The sequence below is a fragment of the Phytohabitans aurantiacus genome (assembly GCF_027923225.1).
GTDB classification, from domain to species: Bacteria; Actinomycetota; Actinomycetes; order Mycobacteriales; family Micromonosporaceae; genus Phytohabitans; species Phytohabitans aurantiacus.
The window spans coordinates 187,894-211,789 of the sequence record NZ_BSDI01000029.1 but is presented as its reverse complement, the minus strand read 5'-3'; the positions used below and the strand labels follow the sequence as shown (position 1 = coordinate 211,789).

Below are 23,896 nucleotides of genomic sequence, written 5' to 3'. Positions count from 1 at the left end.
TCCTAACCACACGTGATCGCGGCGTAGGGTGCGGTGATCTGCGCCGTCACCGGCTGCTCGCCGACGGTCCCGGACACGTTCACCGTCGCGGTTCCGGCCGGCACCGAGGCGGTGCGCGAGTTGAACGACTGGTAGGCCGACTTGCCCGGAGCCACGCCCGGCACCGTCCGCGACCCGTACGGCGTGACCAGCTCGATGGTGAGCGGCACGTCCTCGTCGTTGCGGGCGCTGACGGCGACGTACGCCTTGCCGCCCACGCACTGGGTTCGTGCCGTGACCGTGACGTCCCACGCCGGGGCGCCCTGGCCAACGGTGAGGGTCAGCGTGGTCTGCGTGGTGCCGGCCTGGCTGACGTAGTCGGGGAGGATCAGGTCACCGACGATGGTGTACCGGCCGGGAACGTTGACGATGTTCTCGTCGAAGTCCCAGTCGACCCCGATGGCCTGGTTGTCCCGGGAGCCGTCGTTGTAGGACACCTCCACTCTGTCCGGTAGGTACGGCAGCTCGCCCACGTCGACGCTCTGCTGGAACGACTCGGCACCCTGGATAGAGATGCCGCCGGGCGCGGTCTCGGGCCGCACGTAGATCCGGGCCTCGGCGATGAGGCCGTAGGCGTCGTTCGTGCCGTAGACCACGAACGGGTCCACATTGGTCTCGGCGACCATCGCTGGCGTGATCTGCTGCCACTTGAAGCCAATCTTGCCGCGGGCGCCACTGGCATACACGCCGTCGAGCTCGGCCGGCAGGGCCGGCACCTGTCCCACGGTGGTGCGGATGAGCACCGGCGAGCGCACCGAGTCGACGGTCTCGCCGTTGGCCCGCCAGCGCAGGATGCCCGTGCCGGCACCGTCGCCCATGACGCCCCAGATGCGGACGCGCAGGTAGCTGGTCATGATCGGCTGGAACGTGAGGCGGTTGTAGGCGTTGGTGTTCAGCGCGTTGGCATACGCTGAGCCGTCGGTCAGGGCGACCGGGGTCCACGTAGCACCGTCCGTCGAGGACTCGACGACGTACGTGTCGGCGTTGGGCCTGCGGGTGCCGCCGTTGTCGTCGTACCAGTAGATGTCCGTCGACGACAGCCGCACCGGCGCGTTCCACTTGTACTGGATCCACGCCTCCGCCTCCGGGCTGGTGCCGTTCTGGGTCTGGCCCCACGTGCCCCAGCCGTTGCCGGCACCCGGGGCCGAACTCGCCGGAGTGGTGGCCTCGTTGACCCGCAACGGGTTCTCCCACGACGCGCTGCCGCTCGTGGTGACCGCCGCCGAGGAGCCGAACTCCGCGACGACCGCCTTCGCGGTGAGGGTCACCGCGACCGTCGCCTCGGTGCGCTTCTCCCCGTCGCCCGCGACGAACCGGAACACGTAGTCACCCGCGACCGTGCCGGTCACCCGGGTCGACAGGGCCTTCGCGTCGGCGAAGATGACGCCCGCGCCCGCCGGCTTGGAGACGGTCTCCCAGCCCAGGACGAGGTCGCTGTCGTACGGGATGCCGTCGTCGGTGGCCGTGCCGACCAGCCTGGTCGACAGGTTACCGTCCGCCGTTGCGTCGCGCGCGGCGGTGACGACCGGCGCCTGGTTGGACACCGGCGGCACATCCCGGCCGGAGTTGAACACCTGGATCTCGGCGATCGCCGTGTAGAAGGAGGGGTTGTTCGTGAACGCGACGCGCAGCTTGTTCGACGTGACGGTGCCGAACAGCGCCTCGTTGAACTTCGCCGACGTGACGGTCGGGTTCTTGAACTGGTTCGGAATCTCCTTCCAGCCACCGTTGCCGTCGGGCACCTGCACCCACCATCGGGCGGGTTCGCGGTAGCCGCCGGCCTGCCGGTCGCTGACGAACGTCACCTTCACGTTGTCGAACGCCTTGGCCGAGCCGAGGTCCAGCTCGATGTAGCCGTTCTTGTCGGTGGTGCCGTAGTTGCCCCAGTAGGGCTCGTTGGCGGTGACGCCGTCGGTGACCGCCGCCAGTGACACCGGCCGCTCGGTCTCCTTGATGGCACCGGGTGTGTAGTTCATCGTCGAGGTGCTCCACCCGGGCGTGTGGAACTGCCGCCACGGCGTGGGCCGCGCGCCCTGCTGGGTGTACGACGAGCCGAGGGTGGCGCCCGACGCCAGGTTCGGCGCGTCCTCGGTGAGGTCGATGCCGGCCGTCTTGAGGTAGTCGACGACCCGCTCGTCCTGGATCGGGGTGTTCACCGCGCTCGGGAAGTCGGTGCCGGTCGACGCGGTGAAGGTGACGTTCAGGCCGTCCTGCGCCTGGACCTGGTTGGTCTTCGGGTCGTAGGTGAGCTTGCCGAGCTTGTCGGTGCTGACCTTCTTCTGGCCGTTGAGGAACAGGCTGTAGCCGGCGCCGAGGCCGTACTTGCTGCCGTCCGGGTCCCAGACGATGGTGACGTCCTGGCCGTGGTACCGCAGGTTGTTGACCATGAAGTGGTCGTAGCCGAACGCGATCGGCCACAACTCGATCTTGTCGTCGGAGCGCGGCTGGATGCCCGCCATGTCCTCGACGAAGATGTAATTCTGGTTGCCCAGCATGATGTGGTTCGGGTTGTTGCGGTTGTACGTCTTGGTGGTCGGGTTCCAGCCGGAGTAGTACTCCGCCTGGTTCGCCACGCGCATGTCCGCGTTCGGGTAGACGCTCCAGGCCATCCAGTCCAGCAGCCGCTTGGCGTACGCCGGCGTGACGTACTTGTGCTCCGGGTCGTAGTGGCGCAGGGCCGAGCGGACACCGCGGTACTGCACGGTGAAGTTGATGTTGGAGAAGTTGTTCGAACCGCCGATCCCGTAGGCGGTCCGGTCGTACTGGTTCGCGGTGTAGAAGGGGAAGATCGGGAAGTTGTCGCCGTACGTCAGGAAGCGGAACCCGTCCACATAGGTCTGCCACTGGTCGAACGGGATGAGGTTCTGGGCGTAGACGTCGTAGAGGTTCGACTCCTTGGCCGGAATCAGGTCACGTGCCGACTCGGGCAGCGGGTTCGCCCGGCCGTTGGAGCTGGCCGCACTGGTCGCCCCGTGCGAGGTGCCGGCCAGGAACATGCGCGTGTCCGGGCTCCACAGGCGAGAAAGGACCGCGTCGCGGATGCCGTTGGCGCTGGACGCCATCTGGTCCACCTTGGACTGGTCGGCGCCGGAGATCTGGTACAGCTGCCGGGCAGCGTCGAACGCGCCCCACACGTAAGCCGACTCCGGGCGCTCGATCGTGTCGGCGCCGGGCGCTCCGGCGTTGACCTTCGGATAGCCGAAGGTGATCGCGTCGGCGTCGTTGCCCGGCATGAAGTTCGTGTCGTACGCGATGAGCTTGTCGTCGTTGCCGTCGTAGTGCTCGAGCTGGCCGACGCCGTCGCCCTCGAAGTAGTGCGCGAACTTGCGGGCGATGTCCGCACCGCCGCCGTGCACGTTGTACGCCTCGAGGCCGGCCGTGCCGATGTACTGCGAGTAGTGGTTGTTCCAGCTCGTGTGGCCGGGACTGTCCAAGAAGGCCGATGAGCCCGACAGCTCGCCGATGTTCAGGATCTGGCCGTACGGCAGGTATGGCGTGCGCAGCCACTTGGTGTCCTGCAGGTGCATGGGCTGGGTCAGCGCGACGGCGTTCTGGTAGAGGTTCACTCCCTCGATCGTCGTCGGGTACTGGTAGACGTGACCGGTCGCGTTCGCGTCGAGGGTGTTGTAACGCTCGCCCCACCAGCGGTAGACGATGGCCTTCTCCAGCGCCGGGTCGGGGACGTTGATGTACGGCACGTCCTGGGCCCAGCGGCGGTTGAACGCGGCGACGCCGGTGCGCACCGCCACGGCCGGCGAAAGCCCGGCGTAGTCGCGGTAGCTCGGCACGGTCGCCGGCAACGTGGCCGAGGAAACCGCGCCGACGACCGACAGCGACACCGAGCCGCCGGCGGGCACGGTGATTTCGCGGTCGAGGTTGGTACCGGTACGCGTGAAACCGGTGCCGGTCAGGTGGGTCCGGATCGTGTCCCACGGGGTGTCGATCGTGCCGTTGTTGGAACCGCTGGTGATGACGCGGGTACCGGTCAGCTCGGCCGTGCCTTCACCGGCCTGGGTGGCCAGCGGCGAGGCGGCCCGGACGGTGAACGTCGCCGCCGAGGCGCCGGGGTTGTTGAAGGTGAGCGCGGTGACGGCGACGTTGTCGTAGGTGATGAACTTCGTCAGGTCGGCGGTGACGCCGGTGCCGCCAATCGTGTACCGGCTCTTGGCGTGGCTCGGCGCGTTGAACCGGTTGGCGTTGACCTCGGTGACCGTCTGCCCAGGAACGGTCACCGTGTACAGGTTGCCGAGGTTGTTGGGGCCGCCCACGAAAGCGCTGCCGGCGAAGCCCATGACCGTGAAGTTGTTGTTGCTCGCGCCGCGCATGTAGAGGGAGCGGCCGCGGGTCATCAGCACCGGGGAGCCGAGCGCGCCGGACACGCCCAGGACGCGGTCGAGGTAGTAGTCGGTGCCGCCGGCGGCCAGGTCCTTGTCGAAAATGGACTGGTGCATGTTTCCGGCGGTGTAGGGGACGCCTGGCTTGAGCTGGTTGGCGACGTCGCCGGTGTTGCTGTAGGTCGGGTCTCCGATGTCCATGACGTGGCTCTGCCCATCGGTGTAGACACCGACGTCGCCCTCGTTGCCGGGAAGTATGGGACTGCCAGCGTGGGCCGGCGACGGCACGACGAGCACTCCTCCCACCAGCGCGGCGAGGGCGGCCCAAAGGCGCACCTTCATGTCGCTTCCTCCTCGATATATGGAAAGCGGTATATGTAATGTGAGCGCTAACACGACGGGCGGCCCTCAGGCCGTCGTCGGGAGCCAGACGCGCATCGTGGAGGGCCCGCGGTTGGCCCACGCGTGGTATTCCACGAGCGGCACCTCGTCGAGCACCTCGTCCGCCACCGGGGCGGACCCGTTCGGACCGGTCCAATATGGCCAGCCCCTCGCTTGCTCAGCGTTTTCGTCCGCGCGCACGTGCTCGCAGCGCACGGTGACCTGGCCGTCGACCAGGCGTGGTGCTTGGCTGGTGTCGACGCGCAGCTCGTCGACCGTCTCGATGCCCGGCACGTCCACGGATTCCAGCGCGTACACCAGTGGGCCGCGCTCGACCGCGACACAGCCGCGGACCGCGTCGATGCGGGCATGCGGGTACGTGAACCGCGGCGCCATCGGCAGGCACAGCACGACCTCGTCGCCGCGTTGCCAGGTGCGGCGCTCGGTGACGACCCCTGGCTCGACCGGGCGGGTCTCCCCCGCGACGGTCAGCGTCGCGCCCTCGGTCGCCCACCCGGGCACCCGCAACGACAGCGACCAAGGATCGTCGGAATCGCTCTCTGTCTCGTCTTTGTGGATACGCACCCGGATCTCGCCGTCGTACGGGTAACCGGTCACCACGCTCACCCGCAGGTCGCGCCCGTCGGCACGGCGGTGCGTGACGGTGCCCGGCATGTACTGGTGCAGTTGCAGGCCCTCGTCGTCGGACGTGGCGACGTACGCGGTGAGGCTCGCCAGGGTGCGTGCGACGTTGGTCGGGCAGCAGGACACCTCGAACCAGGGCGCGCGCAGCGAGGCGGCCGCGCGCAGGCTCGGCTTGTCGGCGTCGGGCAGGGTGCCGAGTTCGCGGCGGTGCAGCGTGTTGGTGTAGAAGAAGCTTCGCCCGTCCGCCGAGGGCGAGGTCGATACGACGTTGAACAGCGTCCGCTCGATGAGGTCGGCGTACCGGGGGTCACCGTCGGCCAGCAGCAGGCGCCAGGCGACCATCACCGACCCGATACCGGCACACGTCTCGGAGTACGCGCGGTCGGGTGGCAGTACCCAGTCTTCGCCGAACGCCTCGTCCTGATGCCGGGAGCCCTGCCCGCCGGTGACGTACGTGCGCCGGGCGACCGCGTTCTGCCACTGCGTGCGTACCGCGTCGAGCAGGCTGGCGTCCTTCAGCTCGACCGCCACGTCGGCGGCGCCGGCGGCGAGATAGTTCGCCCGCACCGCGTGTCCACGCAGGACGGTGGCGTGCCGGACCGGGCGCTCGTCCTGGAAGTATTCCCGGCCGAACTCCACGTCGCTGAGCCGCCCGTGGCCCCTGCGGTCGACGAAGAGGGCGGCCTGGGCAAGGTACCGGTCGTCTTCGGTGACGCGAGCGAACTCCACCAGCGCGGTCTCGATGCCCGCGTGCCCGCACAAGCCGTCGATGCCGTCCGGCCCGAACGTCTCGCACACGTTGTTGGCGGCCCGGCGAGCGACCTCGACAAGCCCGTCGTCGGCGCCCGGACGCGTGCGGGCACGGGCCACCGCGGCCTGCAGGAGGTGACCGACGCAGTAGAGCTCGTGACCCCATTCCAGGTCGGACCAGCGCGGCTCCTGCCCTGGCCGCCCGAACTTCGTGTTGAGGTATCCGTCCGGCTCCTGCGCCGCGGCAACCCGCTCCACAATGGAACGAAACCGCGATTCGATACCCTCGTCGCCGGTGCGGCCGATCTCCCACGCCATCGCTTCGAGGAGCTTGTAGATTTCCGAGTCGGAGAACTCGCGGCCGCGGCGCGCCTGGGCGATGTCGGCGTCACCGCCGGCGGCGAGGTCGAAGTTGCGGATCCAGCCTTCCCGTTCGAGCCAGTACTCGATGTGCGCGAGGCTCGCCACGGCGTTGACCGATTGCCGCTCTGCCCAGAAGCCGCCCGTGATCCGGACGTCGCCCAGCCCGAGCGGCCGGAGCCGGCCACGGATCGGTAGGACGGGCGCGGACATGGAGGCGGTGCGGCTCATGTTCATCCTTTCAGCGCGCCCGACATGAAGCCGCGCACGTAGTGTCGTTGAAGCAGCAGGAACAGCACGATGCATGGCAGGGCGAGAATGACCACGCCCGCTTCGGTCGCCCCGTAGTCGACGACACCCTGCACCTGGCCGCGCAGGTTGGACACGGCGAGCGGAAGCGTCATGCGCTCGGTGTCGTTGATGAGGATCAGCGGTGCGAAGAAGTCGTTCCACGCGGCCAGAAACGAAAACAGTCCAACGGTGATGAGGCCCGGCTTGACCGCGGGCAGCAGTACCCGCCACAGCGCGCCGAACGACGAGCAGCCATCCACCGTCGCCGCCTCGTCGAGCTCCCGCGGCACCGCCTCGAACGAGATGCGCATCAGGAAGGTCGAGAAGGGCAGCTGGAACATCGTGAGCACCAGGGCCACGCCGACCAGCGAGTTGGCCAGGCCCACCTCGTTGAGCAGCACGTACAACGGGATCAGCAGCGTCGCGTACGGCACCATCAGGATGGCGAGCGTGAGCAGGAACAGCACGTTCTTTCCCGGGAAGCGGAACCGTGCGAACGCGTAGCCGCCGAAGAACGAAATCACCAGCGTCAGCGCGACCGTCAGCAGGGACACGAACGCGGAGTTGAACAGGTAGCGCCAGATACCGGCCTGGTAGCGGGCCAGCGTCTCGTAGTTGCCGAAACCCCAGCCGTCGACCTGGTTGGTGCCGGCCTGCGGGGAGACCGAGGCGACCGCCGTCCAAACGAGCGGCGCCAGGAAGATCAGCGCCAGCGCGCCGGTGAACACCCAGTACGGCGTTCGCAGCGCGATGCCGGCGATGCTGACCCGACGCGCCCCGGGCCGGTGGCGCGGGGCTCCCGCTGGCCTGCGCCCGCCCCCTGCGGCCGTCGAGGTGGTACGTGATACGACGGTCATCGGGTCAGCTCTCCTCGGACCGGAAGGCGCGCAACTGCAGCGCGTTGATGACGACCAGCGCGACGAGCACGATGACCGAGATGGCCGCGGCGACACCGAGGTCGTTCTGTCCCTGGAACGCCACGCTGTAGATGAGCTGGACGACGGTGATGGTGCTGTTGTCCGGGCCGCCCTTCGTGAGGATGTAGAACTGCTCGAAGGCCAGCAGGGAGCCGGTCACGCAGAGCACGGTCGTGAGGGCAAGCGTGGGACGCAGCAGCGGCATCGTGACCCGCCAGAAGGTCTGCCAGCGGGTGGCGCCGTCGGATCGGGCGGCCTCGAACACGTCGGCCGGGATGCCCTGCAGGCCGACGAGCATGAGCACCATGTAGAAACCGGCGTAGCGCCACACGATCAGAAACGTCGTCGAGAACAGCGCCGCGTTCGGCGAGCCGAGGAAGGTGAAGCCCCAACTGTCCATCAGTGGTTTCAGCGGGCTCGCGTACGGCGAGTAGAACACGTAGAACAGCAGCGACGCCGAGGCCAGGCCGAGCGCGCTGGGAATCAGGAACGACGCCCGGAGCAGGTTGTTCCACCGGCTCGACTCCTGCACCAGCAGTGCCAGGCCCAAGCCCAGAACCAGCAGCAGTACCGTCGCCAGCACCGTGTACTTGAGGGTGAAGACGACGGAATCGGTGAAGAAGCGGTGGTCGACCGCCTTCTCGAAGTTGGCGGGGGCGTTGAAACCCTGGTCGCCGGTGAGCAGCGGCCACTTCGACACCGACATCTTGATAACGAGCAGCAGCGGGATGGCGAACAGCGCCACCACGAAGACCGCCGTTGGTGTCGCGTAGAGCCAACCGAGCAAGGCCTGACGGCCGCGTCTCATGGAAACGAAACCTCTCGTTCGGGCGGAGCGGGCGCGCACCAGCCACAAAGGACCATCGGTCGGTACGCGCCCGCGGCGGGACAGTTACTGCCCGAGTACAGCGGTGATTTCTTGGTTGTCCTTTTGCAGCTCGCCGCTCTTGCCTTCCAACACCTGGTTGCGCACCAGCGTCAGCCACGGGCTGTTCGGCGCGTTGAACGCCTGCTGGAAGTTCATCGCGACGGGCGTGTCACCCTTGCCGGCCACCTCGTTGATGGTGACGAGCCGCGGGTCGGTGGCGGCGTACTTGTTGCCCGCCAGGTCGGAACGGGACACCACGTCCTTGTTCTTCGCCAGCACCTCCACCTGAGCGTCCTCGGACATCATCCAGCTCAGGAAGTTCCAGGCCTGTGCCGCCTTCTTCGAGTCCTTCGAGACACCGATGCCGTCACCGCCGACGAACGTCGAGGCACCACCGCTGGGGCCGGGGATGCCGGCGACACCCGCGTCGAACGGCGTCGACGACAGCAGCGTGGCCGGGTAGAACATCAGGCCGACCTTGCCCTCGGTGAACGCGGCGGTCCACGTCGGGCCCGTCTCGCCCGACGAGGAGGGCAGCACGGCGCCGGACTTCCACAGGTCGTTCCAGGTGCCGTAGACCTTCTGCGCCGTGTCGCTGGCGAGCTCGGACGACTTGCCGTCGGCGCTCAGCACCTCGCCACCGCTGGCCCAGATCGACGGGAACCAGGTGAAGACCAGGCAGCCGCCGCAGTTCAGGCCGGCCGCCGTGCCGTACACCCCGTCCTTCTTCAGGGCCTGTACCTTCTTGGCGGCCGCGGCATACTCGTCAAGCGTGGCCGGGGCCTTCTCCGGGTCCAGCCCCGCTTCCTTGAACAGCTGCTTGTTCCAGAACAGCATCGACAGGTCGAGCACGAACGGCAGCACGTGCGCCTTGCCGTCGACGGTGCCGGCCGACAGGTGCCCCTTGTTGATGGAGTCCTTGAAGCTGAGGCCGTCGATGTTCTTGCTGATGTCCTGGAACAGCCCCTGGTTCACCCAGTTCGGCACGTACACGATGTCGGCGGCGAACAGGTCCGGCAGGCCGCTGGAGCCCGCCGCCGCGCCGACCTTCGCGACGTAGTCGTCGTTGGGGACCACGGTCAGCTTGACCTGGTTCTTGTGGCTGGCGTTGTAGGCGTCGACCAGGAGCTTTGCCTGCTTCTCCAGAGGGGCACGGGTCCACAGTGTGAGCTCGCTGCCGTCGTCTACGCCGTTGGGTCCGGCCTCGGCCGCGTCGCTGCCTTTCGGATCGTCGTCGCCGCACGCGGCCACGCCGAACGTCAACGTCGCCACGAGCACCCCTGCCAACGAACGCATGAGGGTGCGCCTACCCAAGATTCCTCTCATCGATGGTCCTCCCAGGTTTAACGGTCATCAGTTCAAATCCAGGCCGATCCACACGCGAACGGCGTCGAGGTCTCCCGCCGCTCCGAAAACCTTTTCGGGAATTCTGGCCGTCTGTTACGGCTGTGTCAACAGTTGGTTCCAACGCCTGGCTGCGGCGCTCGCAGACCATCGCCACCAGGGCCTACGCGACCACCGGCGGCGTCGAAAATGTTTTCGGAATGAACGAATAGACAGCTGACTAAATACGACGCCTCACTGGGCGGGCGCTGTGGAGTCCCGCATCACCAGGCGGCCGGGGTACTGGTCGGACCTCGGCAGGTCGCCGCCGTCGATGGCCGCGAAGAGCCGCCGGCCAGCCGCGGCACCGAGCTGCTCGAGGTTCATGTCGATGCTGGTCAGGCGCGGCCGGGAGTGCGCAGCGACGGCCTCCCAGTTGTCGAACCCGGCCACCGCGATGCTGCCGGGCACGTCGCGCCCGAGGTCGCGAAGCGTCTCCAGGACACCCCGGGCGATCTGGTCGCTGCCGCAGAAGATCGCGTCGACCTCGGGGTGCCGCTCGACGACGATGTGCGCCGCCGCCCGCCCCCAGGTCTCGTCCCACGACCCGTAGTACGGCTTGCCGTCCAGCATGGCCAGGCCCGCGTCGGCGAGCGCGGCCGCGGCACCGTCGGCGCGGTCCCGGGCCGCCTGGTAGCCGGCGTCGCCGGTGATGTGCGCGATGTTGCGCCGACCGCACGCCAGCAGGTGCTCGATCGCGAGCCGCCCGCCGCCCACGTTGTCGACCGTGATCGAGATGTCGTCCGGGTTGGCGGAGGGGGCGTAGACGTACACGACGGGCACGGGAATCGGGCCCGCCAGCGGCGGGCGAGGGTCGGTGCGGGAACCCACGACTATCAGGCCGTCTACGCGCCGGGACAGCAGGGCACGCACGTGGTACCGCTCCCGGATCGCGTCGCCGCGCGCGTCGCACAGGAAGACCGAGACCTGCCCAGCCCCGAAGGCGTCCTCCGCCCCCATCAGGATGGGGATCGAGAAGCGGCCCTCCAGGTCGCTGGTCAGCAGGCCGACGGTGCCGGTGCGGCCGCCGAGCAGCCCGCGAGCGAGGGCGTTGGGCGCGAAGGACAGCATCTCCGCCGCCTCCAGTACCCGTTGCCGCGTCGCCGCCCGGACGTCGCCGCGCCCGTTGATGGCCTTGGACGCGGTCGCCACCGACACTCCGGCGAGCTTCGCGACGTCGGTCAGGGTCGCCGCCCGGTTGACCGGGATCTCCGGTTCAGTGCTCATGTGACGCTCCCTCGGCGACCCGCATGCCCTGACGAACCACTCCTCACGGCGCTGCAAACGAAAACCTTTTCGAAAAGGTTTCAGCACGGCGTGCGACCTCGCCGGAGCCCTTCCGGTCTCCAGCTTGCAGCGAAGAGTACACCGAGGAGGCCAGGCCACTCCCCGTCCTCGACAGGTCGCGACCTGGCATCCAGAAGCTGGGCGGCCATAGCATCCGCCGCAACGAGATACAACATAGACCAGCATTAATAGATTGGGTTAGGATCTCAACGCCGTGGGACCGTCCTCCGAGGAGATCCGATGAACCCTGCCCGCCTCAATGACCTCGTCACCACCCTCTTCCGGTTCGTACTTGGCCTCCTGTTCGCGATCCATGGCGCGTCGTCGCTGTTCGGCGTCTTCGGCGGCAATCGCGGCTCAGGCGAAGCGATCGCGGTCGGCACGTGGCCCGGCTGGTGGGCGGCACTGATCCAGTTCGCCGGCGGCGTACTGGTCATGGCCGGCCTCGGCACCCGCATCGCCGCGATCGTCTGCTCCGGATCCATGGCGTACGCGTACTTTGTCGTGCACCAGCCGGACGCCCTGCTGCCGCTCAACAACGGCGGCGAACTGTCAGCGCTGTTCTGCTGGTCGTTCCTGATGATCGCGGTGCTCGGCCCAGGAAAGTGGTCTGTCGACTCGATTCTGGCTCAACGGCGTGAGGAGGCGACGGCAGCGGCGACCGTCTGAGCGGCTACTTCAATAGGTAGGCGCGATAGATGGTCTGTTCTACCCGGCCGCCGTTGCTGTCCGTGGCGACCGCGCGCAGCGAGACGTGCTGTGCGCCGGCCGGGTGGAGCACCGATGCCGTCCGGCGTGCGCCGGCACCGCTCAACGCCGCCGCCTGCCAGGTGACACCGTCGTCATAGGACACTTGTACGGTCAGGCCGGTGACCTTGCCGGCCGCCGAGTCCTGCTGGTGTTCCACCCAGATCGGGATCTGGAGTTGTTGCCCGGCGGCGGTCGCGTTGTTTTCGTCCAGGGCCGGGGCATACCGCACTGCCATCAGCGGCAAAGCGACGGGCACGCTGGCGTCGACGTGCGCCGAGCGGAAGGTCCAGGCCACGGCCACCTTGGTCGACACGGTCGCGAAGCTGCTCCGGTCGAGCTCGGATTCGAGCCGGTAGTTCGCCGCCGCGGCGGGCAGGTCTGCGAACAGGCGGCCGGGTTGCGGCGCTTCGGCAAGCAACTGCCCGTCGCGGAACAGTGCCGTGCGGGCGCTGTCGGTGACGTGATACGGCGCGCCGCCGTGACTGGGCACAGGGTCGACGAGTAGGCCGACGCTTGCCCAGAAATGGTCGTCGCGCGACCGGATCACCCCATCGCCGTATTCGGCTGTGCGCGAGCCGAAGGCGGGCCCGAAGACGGCCCCGTTCCAGGTTTCCTGATAGCCACGCCCGGATTCGTATCGGACGTCCACATTGTCGAGTACGGTCTGCGAGGGGGCTGGACGCGGGCCGGCGATCTGGTTGAAGAAGTTGTTCCAGCGGGCGTGCGGGCTGCCGTAGTAGTACTCGGTACGCACGGCCGGCAGCGACATCTCGGTGTCTGCCATGAAGCCGGTGGCGCCCCGTACGGCCGAACCGACCAGCGCGTGTCGCCCGGCCTGCCCGCGAAAGGTTTTCTGGACTGTAGCCAGGTCCGCTGGGCGCAGCTGCCGGGTGAAACCGGTCGGTATCTTCCCTGTACTGGTCCAGCCGAGGTGGTAGGCGTACGGACTGTTCAGGTAGGAGCCGGCGCCGTCCGGTCGTGCCCAGTCCGCGCTGATCTCCGACTGGAACGTGTCACTCGTCGCCGAGCCGAGTTGTCCCACGAACATGTTGTCGAAGCCGCGCCCCTCATTGGTCCAGTTGAACGTGATCGGGTATTCGGGGAACGTCGCCGGCAGCTGGTACCCCATCGAGGCGCCGACGAACGTCGCGGTCGGCTCGGGCACGGTGACCTGGATCGGGCGTCCGACGCGAGCGTCGAGCACGATGGTGGTGTCGGCGGCCAGGCGCAGCTTGGGCCGGGCCAGCAGGGTTACGGTCTCCTCATCCGTGTACGGGTCGGTGGCCACCAGCCCACCCACCGTGTAGTCGCCCGCCGGCAGCCTGGTCGTGTGCTCACCCGGTTCCCACTCGAAGACGCTGGAGTTGTCCGCCCACGAGGTGATCAGGCTGTTGTACGCCTGGGCCGGCTCTCCACGCCGATCCAGCACCTTGATGGTCAGATCGTGTTTCTCCACCTCCCGCACCACCGAGACGAGCGTGCTGACCGTGACCGAACCCGCCGTCGCGGTCACCTTTCCGGTGTACCTGCCGTCTGGTGTGGACACCGTTGTGTCCACTGTGACGGTGGCCGACGCGGTTCCGCCCGCCGGTACGGTGAGCTGGCTGGGTTCCACGGTGATCATGGAGGCCGGCGCTGTTCCGTCAGGCCCGGTCAACGCGCCGGTCAGGTTCAGCGGGATCGGATCGTTGCTGTCGTTGCGATACGTCACCGTCTTGACCACCGGCTCATCGTCGTCGTGTGGCCATTGCCGCACGCCCAGGTTGAGCACGCTGGTGTCCGCCGCCACCGGCGCCAGCACCGCTGCCGCCGCGTCGACCCGGCCGGCGCCCTGAGCGTCGATGTCCACATCGGTCAACTGGCGAGCGGTCCCGACCAGAGCGGCCTTGAGCTGGCCGCTGGTCCACTTTGGATGCTTCTGGACGAGCAGCGCCGCCGCCCCCGCCACGTGCGGCGAGGCCATCGATGTACCACTCAACTGGGTGTACTGGTCACCCGGACGCTCCGACGTGCTCGACCGCGCGGCCGTGATATCCACACCGGGTGCGGCGATCTCCGGCTTGACGGCCGCGTCGCCCGCCCGAGGCCCACGCCCCGAGAACGAGCCGACACCGTCGTCGCGGGTCCCCGCGGCCACGGACAGCGCGGCGTCGGCGGTGGATGGCGATCCCACCGAGCCCGATCCCAGGTCGCCGTCGTTGCCGGCGGCTACGACAAACAGCGTGCCGTGCTTCGCGCTGAGCTCGTCGATCGCCTCCTCGACCAGGTCACGGCCCGGCGTGTCCGCCTGAGAGATGCTGAGGTTCACCACCCTGGCGCCCTGCTCGGCGGCCCACTGCATTCCGGCCAGCAGTGCCGATTCGTTGCACTCGTCACCCGCACAGACCTTGCCGACCAGCAGCGTCGCCTCCGGCGCCACACCCTTGTATCGCCCGCCGGACGCCGCGCCGCTGCCGGCCATGATGGAAGCGACATGCGTACCGTGACCGTCCACATCCTTGCCGTCGGTGGACCCGGTGAAGTCACGGACCTCGGCGATGCGACCCGCGAAGTCGGGATGGCTGGTGTCCACACCGGTGTCCAGTACAGCGATCCGCACCCCGTTCCCGGTGAAGCCGGCCTGCCAGGCCGCCGGCGCACCGATCTGCGCGGTGCTCTTGTCGAGGCTGAGCCGCAGCTTGCCATCCAGCGCGATCGACGTCAGCCCGCCCGCGAGGTCGCGACTCTTGCTGCCGCCGGTCAGGTCTTTCCACCACGCGGCGGCGTCCCGCTTTGCCGTCCGCGCGGCGACCACGTTGAGCGCGGGCACCTCCCCGGTCACCGTGGCGTACCTGCCGACCCGATCCCGGACGCCGGCCCGTGCCGATTGCGCTTCGTACCGGACGATCAGCGGAACGTCGTCCCGCCGCTTGTCGTCGTAGCCGTCCGCGAGCAGCCGGGTGACGTCGAAGAGGGTCCGATCCACCCGACCGGCCGACAGCAGGCCCATCGCGTCGCCCGGCAACACATACTGATGGCCATTCAGACGCTGGGTCAGGAAGCCCACACCCTCGCGCCCTTTGCCTGGGCGTACCGAGACAATAGCGCCGTCACGAGCCTCGACGACGTCGCCCGTCACCAGCGTCACCACGCCGCTACGAGCATCCATGATGGACAATGGTGACACCGCCGTCGCCGCCGAACCCGCCCGCCATGGTGAGGCCGCCCACAGAACGGCAAGGCTGACTGGAATGGCCAGCCACCGCATTCTTTTCACAAAGCCTCCTTGCCAGAAGAACCGTTTGCTTTACGGGAAGAGGGTGAGGTCGGGAGTGAGGGCCAGTGCCAGTGCCTTCGTCTCGGCGATGGACAGCGGCAGGTGGCGAGGTGCCCCCTCGGCGAGGAGGGTGGCGTGCACCGAAATCTGGGTGTGGTCCGGCAGGTAGATGTCGACCGCGTGCGAAATCTGCTCGCGCGTACCGTCGAACACCTCGATGACCGTGCCGTCTGGCCGGACTTCGTGGGAGCAGCCGTCCTTGCACTCCCGCGCCGTGGGCACTGGCTGTGTCTGGGTCCGTACCATCACCGTCACGCGGCCGGCGCCCGACTTCGTCGTGATCGGGGTCGAGCTCTCGTACTGATTCGTGTACTCGTTGAGCACGAAACCCTTGGCGGTCACCCCCGGCACGACCGTGTCGAGTGCCGGCCGCAGCGCCGCGGTCAGCCGGGCGGTCGCGTCGGCACACGACTCGGTCAGGCGTGGGTCACGCGTGTATTCGGGGACTCCGTGCCGATCCCGGTCGCCGACCGATGCTCGCGGGCAGTCGGCCGCCACCGGGGCGAGCGCGCCGACATCCGGGTTCTCCACTGGGGCCGGCGCGTTTGGTGATACCAGAAAAGCGACAGCGACCGCCGCGGACAGCGCGGCGCCGCCGCCGGCCCAGCGCAACCGGCGGGTGCGGCGCCGTTCGGCGGTGATGAGCCGGTCGACGTCGATGCCGCTCGGCGGCGGGCCGTCCACGGCCGCCCGGAATTCGTCGGTGAGGTTGTGCACGGTCATGCCTCCTGGGTAAGGGATTTGGTGCCGACCATCCGGGCCCGCAGCGCCTCCAGCGCCCGGGCGGCCTGGCTCTTCACGGTTCCGGGCGAGCAGCCGAGCGCGGCGGCGGTCTCCTCGACCGACAGGTCGCAGTAGTACCGCAGCACGAGCACCGCGCGCCGGCGCGGCGGCACCTCGGCCAGCAGGGCGAGGATGGCCAGCCGGTCGGGGACGCTTTCGATCCGGGCGCCCCGGGCCTCGACGTGGTCCGGCAGCACGCTGGTGCTGTGCTCCCGCCGCCACGGCCTGCGACGCTCGTCCAGCCACACCCGCAACAGCACGCGCCGCGCATAGGCATCCCGGTTGTCCATCACGGACACCCGGCGCCACTGCCGGTACAGCTTCACGAGGGTGGTTGACACCAGATCGTCGGCGGTATGCCAATCACCGCACAGTAAGTACGCGGTACGTCGCAGCCCGTCCATCCGGGCTGTCACGTATTCGCGGTAGGACTCCACGTCCAAAGCCACCGTGGCCACCTCCCCTTCTCCGCCATGAAACGGAGCCGGACCCTCGGGGGGTTGCCCGTACCGGTCAGTTCGTCGGAGCCCTTGACCGCTCGGCCAGTATACTGAGTATCATACTCGGTATGAGCATCCGGCACGCCCTATTGGCCCTGCTCAGCGAGGGTCCGAAGTATGGCCTTCAGCTGAGGCAGGAGTTCGAGTCCAGGACCGGAGAGGTGTGGCCGCTCAACGTCGGGCAGGTCTACACCACTCTCCAGCGCCTGGAGCGCGACGGTTTCGTCGAGTCGGAGGGTTCCGGCGGCGCGGGGCCCCAGAACGTATTCACCATCACGCCGCCCGGCTCCGACGAGCTGACCGAGTGGCTGCGCACGCCACCGGATGTGATTCCGCCACCACGCGACGAGCTCGTCATCAAGCTGCTCGTGGCGATGCGGGTGCCCGGTGTCGACCTGGCCGAGCTGCTCCAGGTGCACCGGCGCCACCTCGTGCAGGCGATGCAGGAGTACACCCATTTGAAGGGTGAGATCGCCGAGGATGAGGTGGAGCTGGCGCTCGTCGTGGATTCGGAGCTGTTCCGGTTGGAGGCGATCGTCCGCTGGCTCGACACGGCGGACGCTCGGCTCAAGCGCCTACCGGCTCGCGCCGCAAGCAAGGACGCGCCGCGCGTCGGCCGCCGGATCGCGGGGATACGGCGATGAGCGCGGCCATCGAACTACGCCAGGTGTCCAAAGTGTACGGAGAGGGCCGCGCGGAGGTGCACGCGTTGCGCGAGGTCGACCTGTCCGTCCGGGGCGGCGAGCTGGTGGCGGTGATGGGTCCGAGCGGATCGGGAAAGAGCACGCTGCTCACGATCGCCGGAACCCTGGAGGAACCGACCAGTGGTGACGTCTTCATCGCCGGTCACGAGCTGGCGGGCATGTCCCGCAACGACCGCGCGCGGCTGCGCCGGCGGTCGATCGGATACGTCTTCCAGGACTACAACCTCCTCGCCGGGCTGACCGCCGTCGAAAACGTGTCACTCCCGCTCGAGCTCGACGGCGTGAAGGGCAAGGTTGCCCGGGCCGCCGCGATGGAGGTACTCGCGAAGCTCGACCTGACCGAGCGAGCCACCCGCTACCCGGATGAGCTGTCCGGCGGCGAGAGCCAGCGGGTGGCGATCGCACGGGCCGTCGTCGGGGAACGGCGGTTGCTGCTGGCCGACGAGCCCACCGGCGCGCTCGACTCGTTGAGCGGCGAGACGGTGATGCGCATGCTCCGCCTGGCCAGCCAGCAGGGCGTGGCCGGCGTCGTGGTGACCCACGACGCCCAGATGGCTTCCTGGGCCGACCGCGTGGTGTTCCTGCGTGACGGCCGGGTGGTCGACCAGACCGCACCGAGCGCCGGCCCGGAATCCCTCCTGGCACCGGGAGCGGGCAAGTGAGCCGTAACGGCGGCCTGCCGGCCCGGCGCGCCGTAGTCCGCTGGGCGTGGCGGCTGTTCCGCCGCGAGTGGCGCCAGCAGGCCGCGGTGCTGGCGCTCCTGAGCGTCGCCGTCACGGCGGCCGTCGTGGGCGTGTCGGCCGGGTACCACTTGACGCCGCCGGCCAGCGCCAGGTTCGGCTCCGCCAGCCAGTGGTTCACGGTGTACGCCGGCGCGGAGCGGCCGCTGGAGCCCCAGATCGCGGAGGCGCGCGAGTGGTTCGGCACGATCGACGTGGTTGGGCACTGGCACCTGCCGGTCCCCGGGTCGGTGGAGACCATCGAGGTGCGGGCGCAGGATCCACGCGGCCCGTACGGCGCGCCGATGCTGCGGCTGCTGTCGGGGCGCTACCCGACCAAGCCCGGCGAGGCGGCGATCACCGACGACGTGGCGACGGAACTGGGGGTGCGCGCCGGCGGCGTACTGGCGCTCGGCGGCCGCAGCTGGACCGTGGTCGGCCTGGTCGAGAACCCCGGTGATCTGGGCGCGGAGTTCGTCCTTGTCGCGCCGGCGCAGCCCGAACCGCCGGAGTCGGTCACCGTGCTCACGGCCGCCGATCCGGCACGGTTCGCGGAGTACCGCGCGGGGCACGGCCAGCCGGTGTACGAGCTGCGCCCTTCGGGCGCGTGGATGGAGGCGGCCGCGGGCGTGTTCAGCGTCTTCGCGGTGAGCATGCTGCTCGTCTGCCTCATCGCGGCGGCCGGCTTCGCCGTCGTCGCGCACCGCAGGCTGAGGCAGCTCGGCCTGCTCGCCGCGGTCGGCGCGACTCCACGGCACCTCCGTCTCGTGCTGCTGACGGAAGGCGCCGCGGTCGGTGTCGCGGCGTCGGCGGTCGGCGCGGTCGCGGGTGCCCTGGTGTGGATCGCTGTGACGCCCCGGTTCGAGGCGGCGGCGGGGCACCGCATCGACCGGCTGGACCTGCCGTGGTGGCAGATCGCCTTCGCGGTACTGCTGGCCATCCTGACGGCGACCGTGGCGGCGTGGCGGCCGGCGCGCACCGCTGCCCGGGTGCCGATAACGCTTGCCCTGTCGTCCCGGCCGCCGCGGCCCAAGCGGGTACGCCGGTCGGCGGTGGCCGCGGCAGCGTTTCTCGGGCTGGGCATCGTGTCGCTGCGGCTCGCGCAACGGAGCAACGCGGCGGGTCGCAACGCGTTGGAGCTCGCCGAGGTGGCGCTGATCGTCGCTGGCACGCTGGCCATCGGGCTCGCGCTGCTGTTCGTCGGGCCGTTGGCGATCCGGCTGCTCGCCGCCATCGGCGCCCGGCTCCCGGTCGCGTCCCGGCTGGCCTTACGTGACCTCGCCCGCCACCAGGCACGGTCGAGCGCCGCGCTGGCGGCGATCAGCGTGGCACTCGCGGTGCCGGTTGCGATCGTGGTCGCGGCGGGAGTGCTCGAGCAAACCGCCGCCGAGGGCAACCTTTCCGATCGCCAGCTTCTCATCTGGACCGACTCCCCCGGCCTGCGCGTTCCCGACCGCACGCCGGCTCAGCTCGCGGCGATCGAGACCCAGGTCCGGCGGTACACGGCCACGCTCGCCAACCCGACCGTCATCCCGCTCGAAGTCGCGATAGACCCGGCCGAGGCACCGCGCGCGGATGCCAGCGGTGGGCGGATCGGGCGGCTGCCGGTCGATGCCAGCGAGCAGACGGTACCGCTGGTTGCCACGCCTGAGGTGCTGCGTTACTTCAGCGTCGATCCCGCCGGCGTCGGCCACGCAATGGATGTGCTGACCACGCGACCGCACTTCGAGTCGCTTCCGAAGGTGTTTCTCACTCCGGCGGCGCTGCGACGCCACAACTGGGAGCCGGTACGCGTCGGCTGGCTGGTCGAGGCGCCGCAGCCGTTGACCGGGAAGCAGCTCACGGCAGCGCGGGAACTCGCGCTCGACGCCGGACTCGTCATCGAGGACCGCAACATGCGCGGCGGGCTGCTGGCACTGCGCGCGATCGCGACGGGGGCGGGAGCCGTACTCGCGCTCGCGATCCTCGCCATGACCGTCGGGCTGATCCGCGCCGAGGCGGCGGGCGACCTGCGCACGTTGACCGCGACGGGCGCGACGAGTCGCATCCGGCGCACGCTCACGTCGTCGACGGCCGGCGGGCTCGCGCTACTGGGCGGCATCCTGGGTATCGCCGCCGCGTACACCGTCATCGTGGCTGGCTCATCCCGCAACCAGTTGGGCGAGCTGGCGCGCGTACCGGTCGTGGAGCTGCTCGTGATCGCTGTCGGCGTACCGGTGGTCGCGGCGGGTCTTGGCTGGCTGCTCGCCGGGCGGGAACCGCGATCCCCGCTCAGCCGCGGGTCGTGGAAACGCGCGGGGTGAGGCCGCGGGAGCAACGGCCTGTGCCGCGACGGGCGTCGCGGTAGCTCGTTGCAGCTGTTTCTGACCTATGTGGACTGTCCAGCGTGTCCGGTGGTCGGGTCCTCGGGCCAGGCGTGGCGCGGGTATCGGCCGCGTAGTTCGGCGCGCACTCGCGGGTATCCGTTGCGCCAGAAGGACGCCAGGTCGCTGGTGATGGCGACCGGGCGGCGCGCGGGTGAGAGCAGGTGCAGCAGGACGGGTACCCGGCCATCGGCTATCACTGGTGTCTCCTGCCAGCCGAACGCCTCCTGCACCCGCAGGGCCAGCACGGGCGCCTGCGGATCGCTGTAGTCCACCCGCAGTCGCGAGCCGCCGGGCACCGGTAGGCGCTCCGGCGCGACGCGGTCCAGGGCGGCGGCCTGCGGCCAGGGCAGTAGCCGGCGCAGGGCGGTGGCGACATCGGCGCGTTCCAGGTCGGCGCGGCGCCGCGCCGCGTGCAGTTCCGGACTGAGCCACTGCTCAGCCGCGTCGAGCAGGGTGCCGTCTGAGACGTCCGGCCAGGGTGCGCCCAGCGCGTGCCGGCAGAACGCCAGCCGCTCGCGCAGCGCACGCGCGTCGCGGTCCCACCTCAGCAACGCCAGGCCCTCACGGCGCAGGCCTTCGAGCAGGGCACGGTCGAGTGCGGCGCGGTCCGGGTCGCGCAGCGGACGTTCGACGAGCGTCACCGTGCCGAGCCGCTCGTATGCGCGGGCCACCACGTCGCCACCGGACCAGGCCACCTCCTGGCCGCGGGTCAGGTGGTCGGCGCCCGCGATCCGCGCGATCGCCTCGTCGATCGCCGCCGCCACCCGGATGCGGGCGGCGGGGCGGCTCGGGTCGCGGTCCGCGGCGGCGATCGCCAGCCACGCCGCGCCCGCCAGTACCGACCCCGGCGCGAGGTCCGCCGCGGTCCCACCGACCATGAGGTACGCCGTGCCGCCCGGTTGCCGGGCCCGGGCAAGCCTTTCCGGGTACGCCAGACCGACCACCAGCCCAGCGGCCAGATCGTCGGGCAGATCCGTGCTCGCCACGTCACCGGCTTCGGCACGCAACCGGCGTACCTCCGTCTTCCAATGGTGGTCGGCGCTGGACCGCTGCCGGCGCCACGCCGCGACCAGGTCCTCGCCCGAGGTCTGCTCGGTGAGCAGCGCGACGATCTGCGCGGCGCGGTCCGCGCCGACCGCCGGTGCGCCGTCGAGCAGGGCCCGGGCCAGCCGCGGGTGCGCGCCGACAGCGGCGATGGCACGCCCGCGCGCGGTGACCCGACCGCCGGCGTCGACGGCGCCGAGTGCGCGCAGCGTCTGGGTCGCGACCCGCATCGCCCCGGCGGGCGGCGGGTCCGGCAGCGCCAGCCCAACGCCGTCCGGGTCGCCCCAGCAGGCCAGGTCGAGCGCGAAGCCGGTCAGGTCGGCCACCGCGATCTCGGGCTCGGGCTGGGCCGGCAGCCGGTCGTGCTGCGCCTGCGACCAGCACCGGTAGACCACTCCCGGCGCCTCCCGCCCGGCCCGACCGGCGCGCTGGTCCGCGGTCGACCGCGACACCGGCACCGTGACCAGGGTGCCCAGACCGCGGGCGTGGTCGGTGCGCGGCACCCGGCTGAGCCCGGCGTCGACGACGACCCGGACCCCGGGCACGGTCAGGCTGCTCTCCGCGACCGCACTGGCCAGCACCACGCGGCGGCCGGTGCCCGGTCGAAGCACCGCGTCCTGGGCGGCGGCGTCCTGGCGGCCGTGCAGGCTCAGCACGGTGACCTCGCGCAGCCTGGACGCGACCGCGGTGATCTCGCCAGCACCGGGCAGGAACACCAGCACGTCGCCATCGTGTTCGGCCAGCGCCCGGCGCACCGTCGCGGCGACGTGGTCCAACAGCCTCGGGTCGACCCGCAGCCCGTGGGGCGCGGCGACCGGCCGGGGCGGCGGCGCCCACACCACCTCGACCGGATACAGCGCCTCGTCGGCGGTGACGATCTCTTCGGTGGCCAGCGCCCGAGCCAGCAGGGCGGTGTCCGCGGTCGCCGAGGCGGCCAGCAGCCGCAGGTCGGGCCGGATCGTGGCGCGTACGTCGACACAGAACGCGAGGGCCAGATCCGAGTCCAGGTGCCGCTCGTGGCATTCGTCCAGGATCACCACATCGGTGCCGGGCAGCTCGGGGTCGCGTTGCAACCGCCGCACCAGCACGCCTGTCGTGACCACCTCCACCCGCGTGGCGGCGCTGACCCGGCGATCCCCGCGAACGGCGTATCCGACCCGGCCGCCGACCCGATCGCCCAGCATGGCCGCCATCCGGCGCGCCGCCGCGCGGGCGGCGACCCGGCGCGGCTCCGCGACCACGATCCCGCCCGGTACGCGATCCATGAGCGCCAGCGGCACCACCGTCGTCTTACCGGTGCCCGGCGGCGCCACCAGGACGGCCGCGCCCGCACTCTGGAGGGCGTCGCCGATCGCGGGCAGGACCTTCTCAACGGGCAGCACCCCGCCATCCTGTCGCATCACGTCCCATTTTCGACGATGACCGCGTCTCTGCTGCTGCTCACCGGTGTGGCCCTGCTCGTCGCATTCGGCCTCTGGTTGGTGTTCTACAACTTCCCGCAGCTAACGATCCTTTTCGGCCTCATCGCGCTCGCCCTGGCGTTCACGCTGCGCCCGCGCCTCGGCCGCCTGGATCCCACGGTGGACGTTCTCTCCAGAGACCGCGCTCCCACCCTGTTCGCGCTCGTCGATCAGGTCACCGCCGCGATCGGCGCACCGACGCCGCACATCATCGCCGTCGACGAAACGGTCGGCGCCTACACCACGTCGATCGGGATACGGCGGCGCCGCGTGCTCTGCCTCGGGCTGCCGCTGTGGGCGGTACTTCAGCGGCAACAACGCGTCGCGTTGCTCGGCCACGAACTGGGCCATTTCGTCAACGGCGACCTGCGCCGCGGGCTACTCACGCAACCCGCCTACACGATGCTGGGCACCACAGCCGACCTCATCCGACCGGTCGACACCGTCAACGGCGGTATCGCAGAGATGATCGTCGCGGTCGCACAGAGCATCGCCGCCCGCACCCTGTACGTGCTGCACCTGCTACTGGTCTGGACCGGACAACGCGACGCCCAACGCGCCGAGTACCTCGCCGACGAACTGGCGGCCAGCACCGCCGGCTCCACCGCCGTCGCCGACCTGATGGACACTCTCCTCGCCGCGGAAACGATCGACATGGTCATCCGTCGCGAAGCCCGCGCCGGACGCGGCCTGGCCAACTGGCGGACCGCCCTCGCCGAGGCTCGCACCGCCACAACCCAGTTGCCACTCCTGCGCCAACTGTCCATCCGCGACGAGACGTCCCTGTTCGCGTCACACCCACCGACCGGGCTGCGCGCCCGCATGGCGACCACCCGCCCGCACCACGAACCCACCGTCACCCTCACCGCGGCCCATGCCGAACAAATCGACATCGAGCTGACCAAGCACTACCAACGCCTGCAACGCAACCTCAGCATGGAGTGATGAGTGGCCATCCTGGACAGTTGACCAGCGCGGCTAGTCACGGCGTCAGCTTGG

15 protein-coding genes are annotated in these 23,896 nt (G+C 69.7%); 5 read left to right on the top strand and 10 right to left on the bottom strand.

The features are described 5' to 3' along the window. Nucleotides 1-2: 2 nt before the first annotated feature. The 6 genes from QMG73_RS26475 to QMG73_RS26450 form a co-directional block, all read right to left on the bottom strand. Entirely contained in the window at nt 3-4,715 is a 4,713-nt protein-coding gene (locus QMG73_RS26475; RefSeq protein ID WP_281900063.1) for a discoidin domain-containing protein, read from the bottom strand. Nucleotides 4,716-4,781: 66 nt separating this feature from the next. Further along, nucleotides 4,782-6,740, bottom strand: a complete 1,959-nt coding sequence (locus QMG73_RS26470) for a glycoside hydrolase family 127 protein (RefSeq protein ID WP_281900061.1) — start codon at nt 6,738-6,740, stop codon at nt 4,782-4,784. A gap of 2 nt (nt 6,741-6,742) precedes the next feature. Beyond that, entirely contained in the window at nt 6,743-7,657 is a 915-nt protein-coding gene (locus QMG73_RS26465; RefSeq protein ID WP_281900059.1) for a carbohydrate ABC transporter permease, read from the bottom strand. A gap of 4 nt (nt 7,658-7,661) precedes the next feature. Continuing rightward, nucleotides 7,662-8,525, bottom strand: coding sequence for a carbohydrate ABC transporter permease (locus QMG73_RS26460; RefSeq protein WP_281900057.1), 864 nt, complete (start codon nt 8,523-8,525; stop codon nt 7,662-7,664). An 84-nt stretch (nt 8,526-8,609) separates the two neighbouring features. After that, complete coding sequence (locus tag QMG73_RS26455) at nt 8,610-9,881, bottom strand: ABC transporter substrate-binding protein (protein WP_281900055.1); 1,272 nt, start codon at nt 9,879-9,881, stop codon at nt 8,610-8,612. A 282-nt stretch (nt 9,882-10,163) separates the two neighbouring features. Next, nucleotides 10,164-11,195, bottom strand: coding sequence for a LacI family DNA-binding transcriptional regulator (locus QMG73_RS26450; protein ID WP_281900054.1), 1,032 nt, complete (start codon nt 11,193-11,195; stop codon nt 10,164-10,166). Between the two features lie 300 nt (nt 11,196-11,495). On the opposite strand from QMG73_RS26450, the gene QMG73_RS26445 reads away from it, so the two are divergent. Continuing rightward, the gene (locus QMG73_RS26445; protein ID WP_281900052.1) at nt 11,496-11,924 is read left to right on the top strand and encodes a DoxX family protein; all 429 of its coding nucleotides are present in this window, start codon (nt 11,496-11,498) and stop codon (nt 11,922-11,924) included. A 4-nt stretch (nt 11,925-11,928) separates the two neighbouring features. Here the strand turns inward: QMG73_RS26445 and QMG73_RS26440 are convergent, their stop codons facing one another. The 3 genes from QMG73_RS26440 to QMG73_RS26430 form a co-directional block, all read right to left on the bottom strand. After that, nucleotides 11,929-15,153 (bottom strand): S8 family peptidase, encoded by a 3,225-nt coding sequence (locus QMG73_RS26440; RefSeq protein WP_281900050.1) that lies wholly within the window; start codon nt 15,151-15,153, stop codon nt 11,929-11,931. A 138-nt stretch (nt 15,154-15,291) separates the two neighbouring features. Continuing rightward, nucleotides 15,292-16,044, bottom strand: coding sequence for a hypothetical protein (locus tag QMG73_RS26435; protein ID WP_281900048.1), 753 nt, complete (start codon nt 16,042-16,044; stop codon nt 15,292-15,294). Beyond that, nucleotides 16,041-16,553: a SigE family RNA polymerase sigma factor gene (locus QMG73_RS26430; protein ID WP_281900047.1), complete on the bottom strand. Its 513-nt coding sequence runs from the start codon at nt 16,551-16,553 to the stop codon at nt 16,041-16,043. Before QMG73_RS26430 ends, QMG73_RS26435 begins: the two co-directional genes overlap by 4 nt. Nucleotides 16,554-16,672: 119 nt before the next feature. Here QMG73_RS26430 and QMG73_RS26425 point away from each other — a divergent pair, with 119 nt between their 5' ends. From QMG73_RS26425 to QMG73_RS26415, 3 genes are read left to right on the top strand one after another with little or no spacing between them, the layout of a single operon-like run. Further along, nucleotides 16,673-17,248, top strand: coding sequence for a PadR family transcriptional regulator (locus QMG73_RS26425; RefSeq protein WP_281900046.1), 576 nt, complete (start codon nt 16,673-16,675; stop codon nt 17,246-17,248). Beyond that, nucleotides 17,245-17,970, top strand: a complete 726-nt coding sequence (locus tag QMG73_RS26420; RefSeq protein WP_281900044.1) for an ABC transporter ATP-binding protein — start codon at nt 17,245-17,247, stop codon at nt 17,968-17,970. Before QMG73_RS26425 ends, QMG73_RS26420 begins: the two co-directional genes overlap by 4 nt. Beyond that, a complete protein-coding gene (locus QMG73_RS26415; protein WP_281900043.1) occupies nt 17,967-20,330 on the top strand; it encodes an FtsX-like permease family protein in 2,364 nt (787 codons plus the stop codon). The genes QMG73_RS26420 and QMG73_RS26415 overlap by 4 nt, the downstream gene beginning before the upstream one ends. A 65-nt stretch (nt 20,331-20,395) precedes the next feature. On the opposite strand, the gene hrpB is transcribed toward QMG73_RS26415, so the two are convergent. Beyond that, nucleotides 20,396-22,837 (bottom strand): ATP-dependent helicase HrpB, encoded by a 2,442-nt coding sequence (gene hrpB, locus QMG73_RS26410; RefSeq protein WP_407676861.1) that lies wholly within the window; start codon nt 22,835-22,837, stop codon nt 20,396-20,398. An 18-nt stretch (nt 22,838-22,855) separates the two neighbouring features. Here hrpB and QMG73_RS26405 point away from each other — a divergent pair, with 18 nt between their 5' ends. Further along, complete coding sequence (locus QMG73_RS26405; RefSeq protein WP_281900040.1) at nt 22,856-23,842, top strand: M48 family metallopeptidase; 987 nt, start codon at nt 22,856-22,858, stop codon at nt 23,840-23,842. Nucleotides 23,843-23,896: the final 54 nt, after the last annotated feature.

Bases quoted from the DNA above. Each gene is read 5' to 3' on its own strand.
- QMG73_RS26470 (WP_281900061.1), bottom strand. From the start codon at position 6,740: ATGAGCCGCACCGCCTCCATGTCCGCGCCCGTCCTACCGATCCGTGGC.
- QMG73_RS26445 (WP_281900052.1), top strand. From the start codon at position 11,496: ATGAACCCTGCCCGCCTCAATGACCTCGTCACCACCCTCTTCCGGTTC.
- QMG73_RS26450 (WP_281900054.1), bottom strand. From the start codon at position 11,195: ATGAGCACTGAACCGGAGATCCCGGTCAACCGGGCGGCGACCCTGACC.
- QMG73_RS26440 (WP_281900050.1), bottom strand. From the start codon at position 15,153: ATGGATGCTCGTAGCGGCGTGGTGACGCTGGTGACGGGCGACGTCGTC.
- hrpB (WP_407676861.1), bottom strand. From the start codon at position 22,837: ATGCGACAGGATGGCGGGGTGCTGCCCGTTGAGAAGGTCCTGCCCGCG.
- QMG73_RS26435 (WP_281900048.1), bottom strand. From the start codon at position 16,044: ATGACCGTGCACAACCTCACCGACGAATTCCGGGCGGCCGTGGACGGC.
- QMG73_RS26455 (WP_281900055.1), bottom strand. From the start codon at position 9,881: ATGCGTTCGTTGGCAGGGGTGCTCGTGGCGACGTTGACGTTCGGCGTG.
- QMG73_RS26475 (WP_281900063.1), bottom strand. From the start codon at position 4,715: ATGAAGGTGCGCCTTTGGGCCGCCCTCGCCGCGCTGGTGGGAGGAGTG.
- QMG73_RS26460 (WP_281900057.1), bottom strand. From the start codon at position 8,525: ATGAGACGCGGCCGTCAGGCCTTGCTCGGTTGGCTCTACGCGACACCA.
- QMG73_RS26420 (WP_281900044.1), top strand. From the start codon at position 17,245: ATGAGCGCGGCCATCGAACTACGCCAGGTGTCCAAAGTGTACGGAGAG.
- QMG73_RS26425 (WP_281900046.1), top strand. From the start codon at position 16,673: ATGAGCATCCGGCACGCCCTATTGGCCCTGCTCAGCGAGGGTCCGAAG.
- QMG73_RS26465 (WP_281900059.1), bottom strand. From the start codon at position 7,657: ATGACCGTCGTATCACGTACCACCTCGACGGCCGCAGGGGGCGGGCGC.
- QMG73_RS26405 (WP_281900040.1), top strand. From the start codon at position 22,856: ATGACCGCGTCTCTGCTGCTGCTCACCGGTGTGGCCCTGCTCGTCGCA.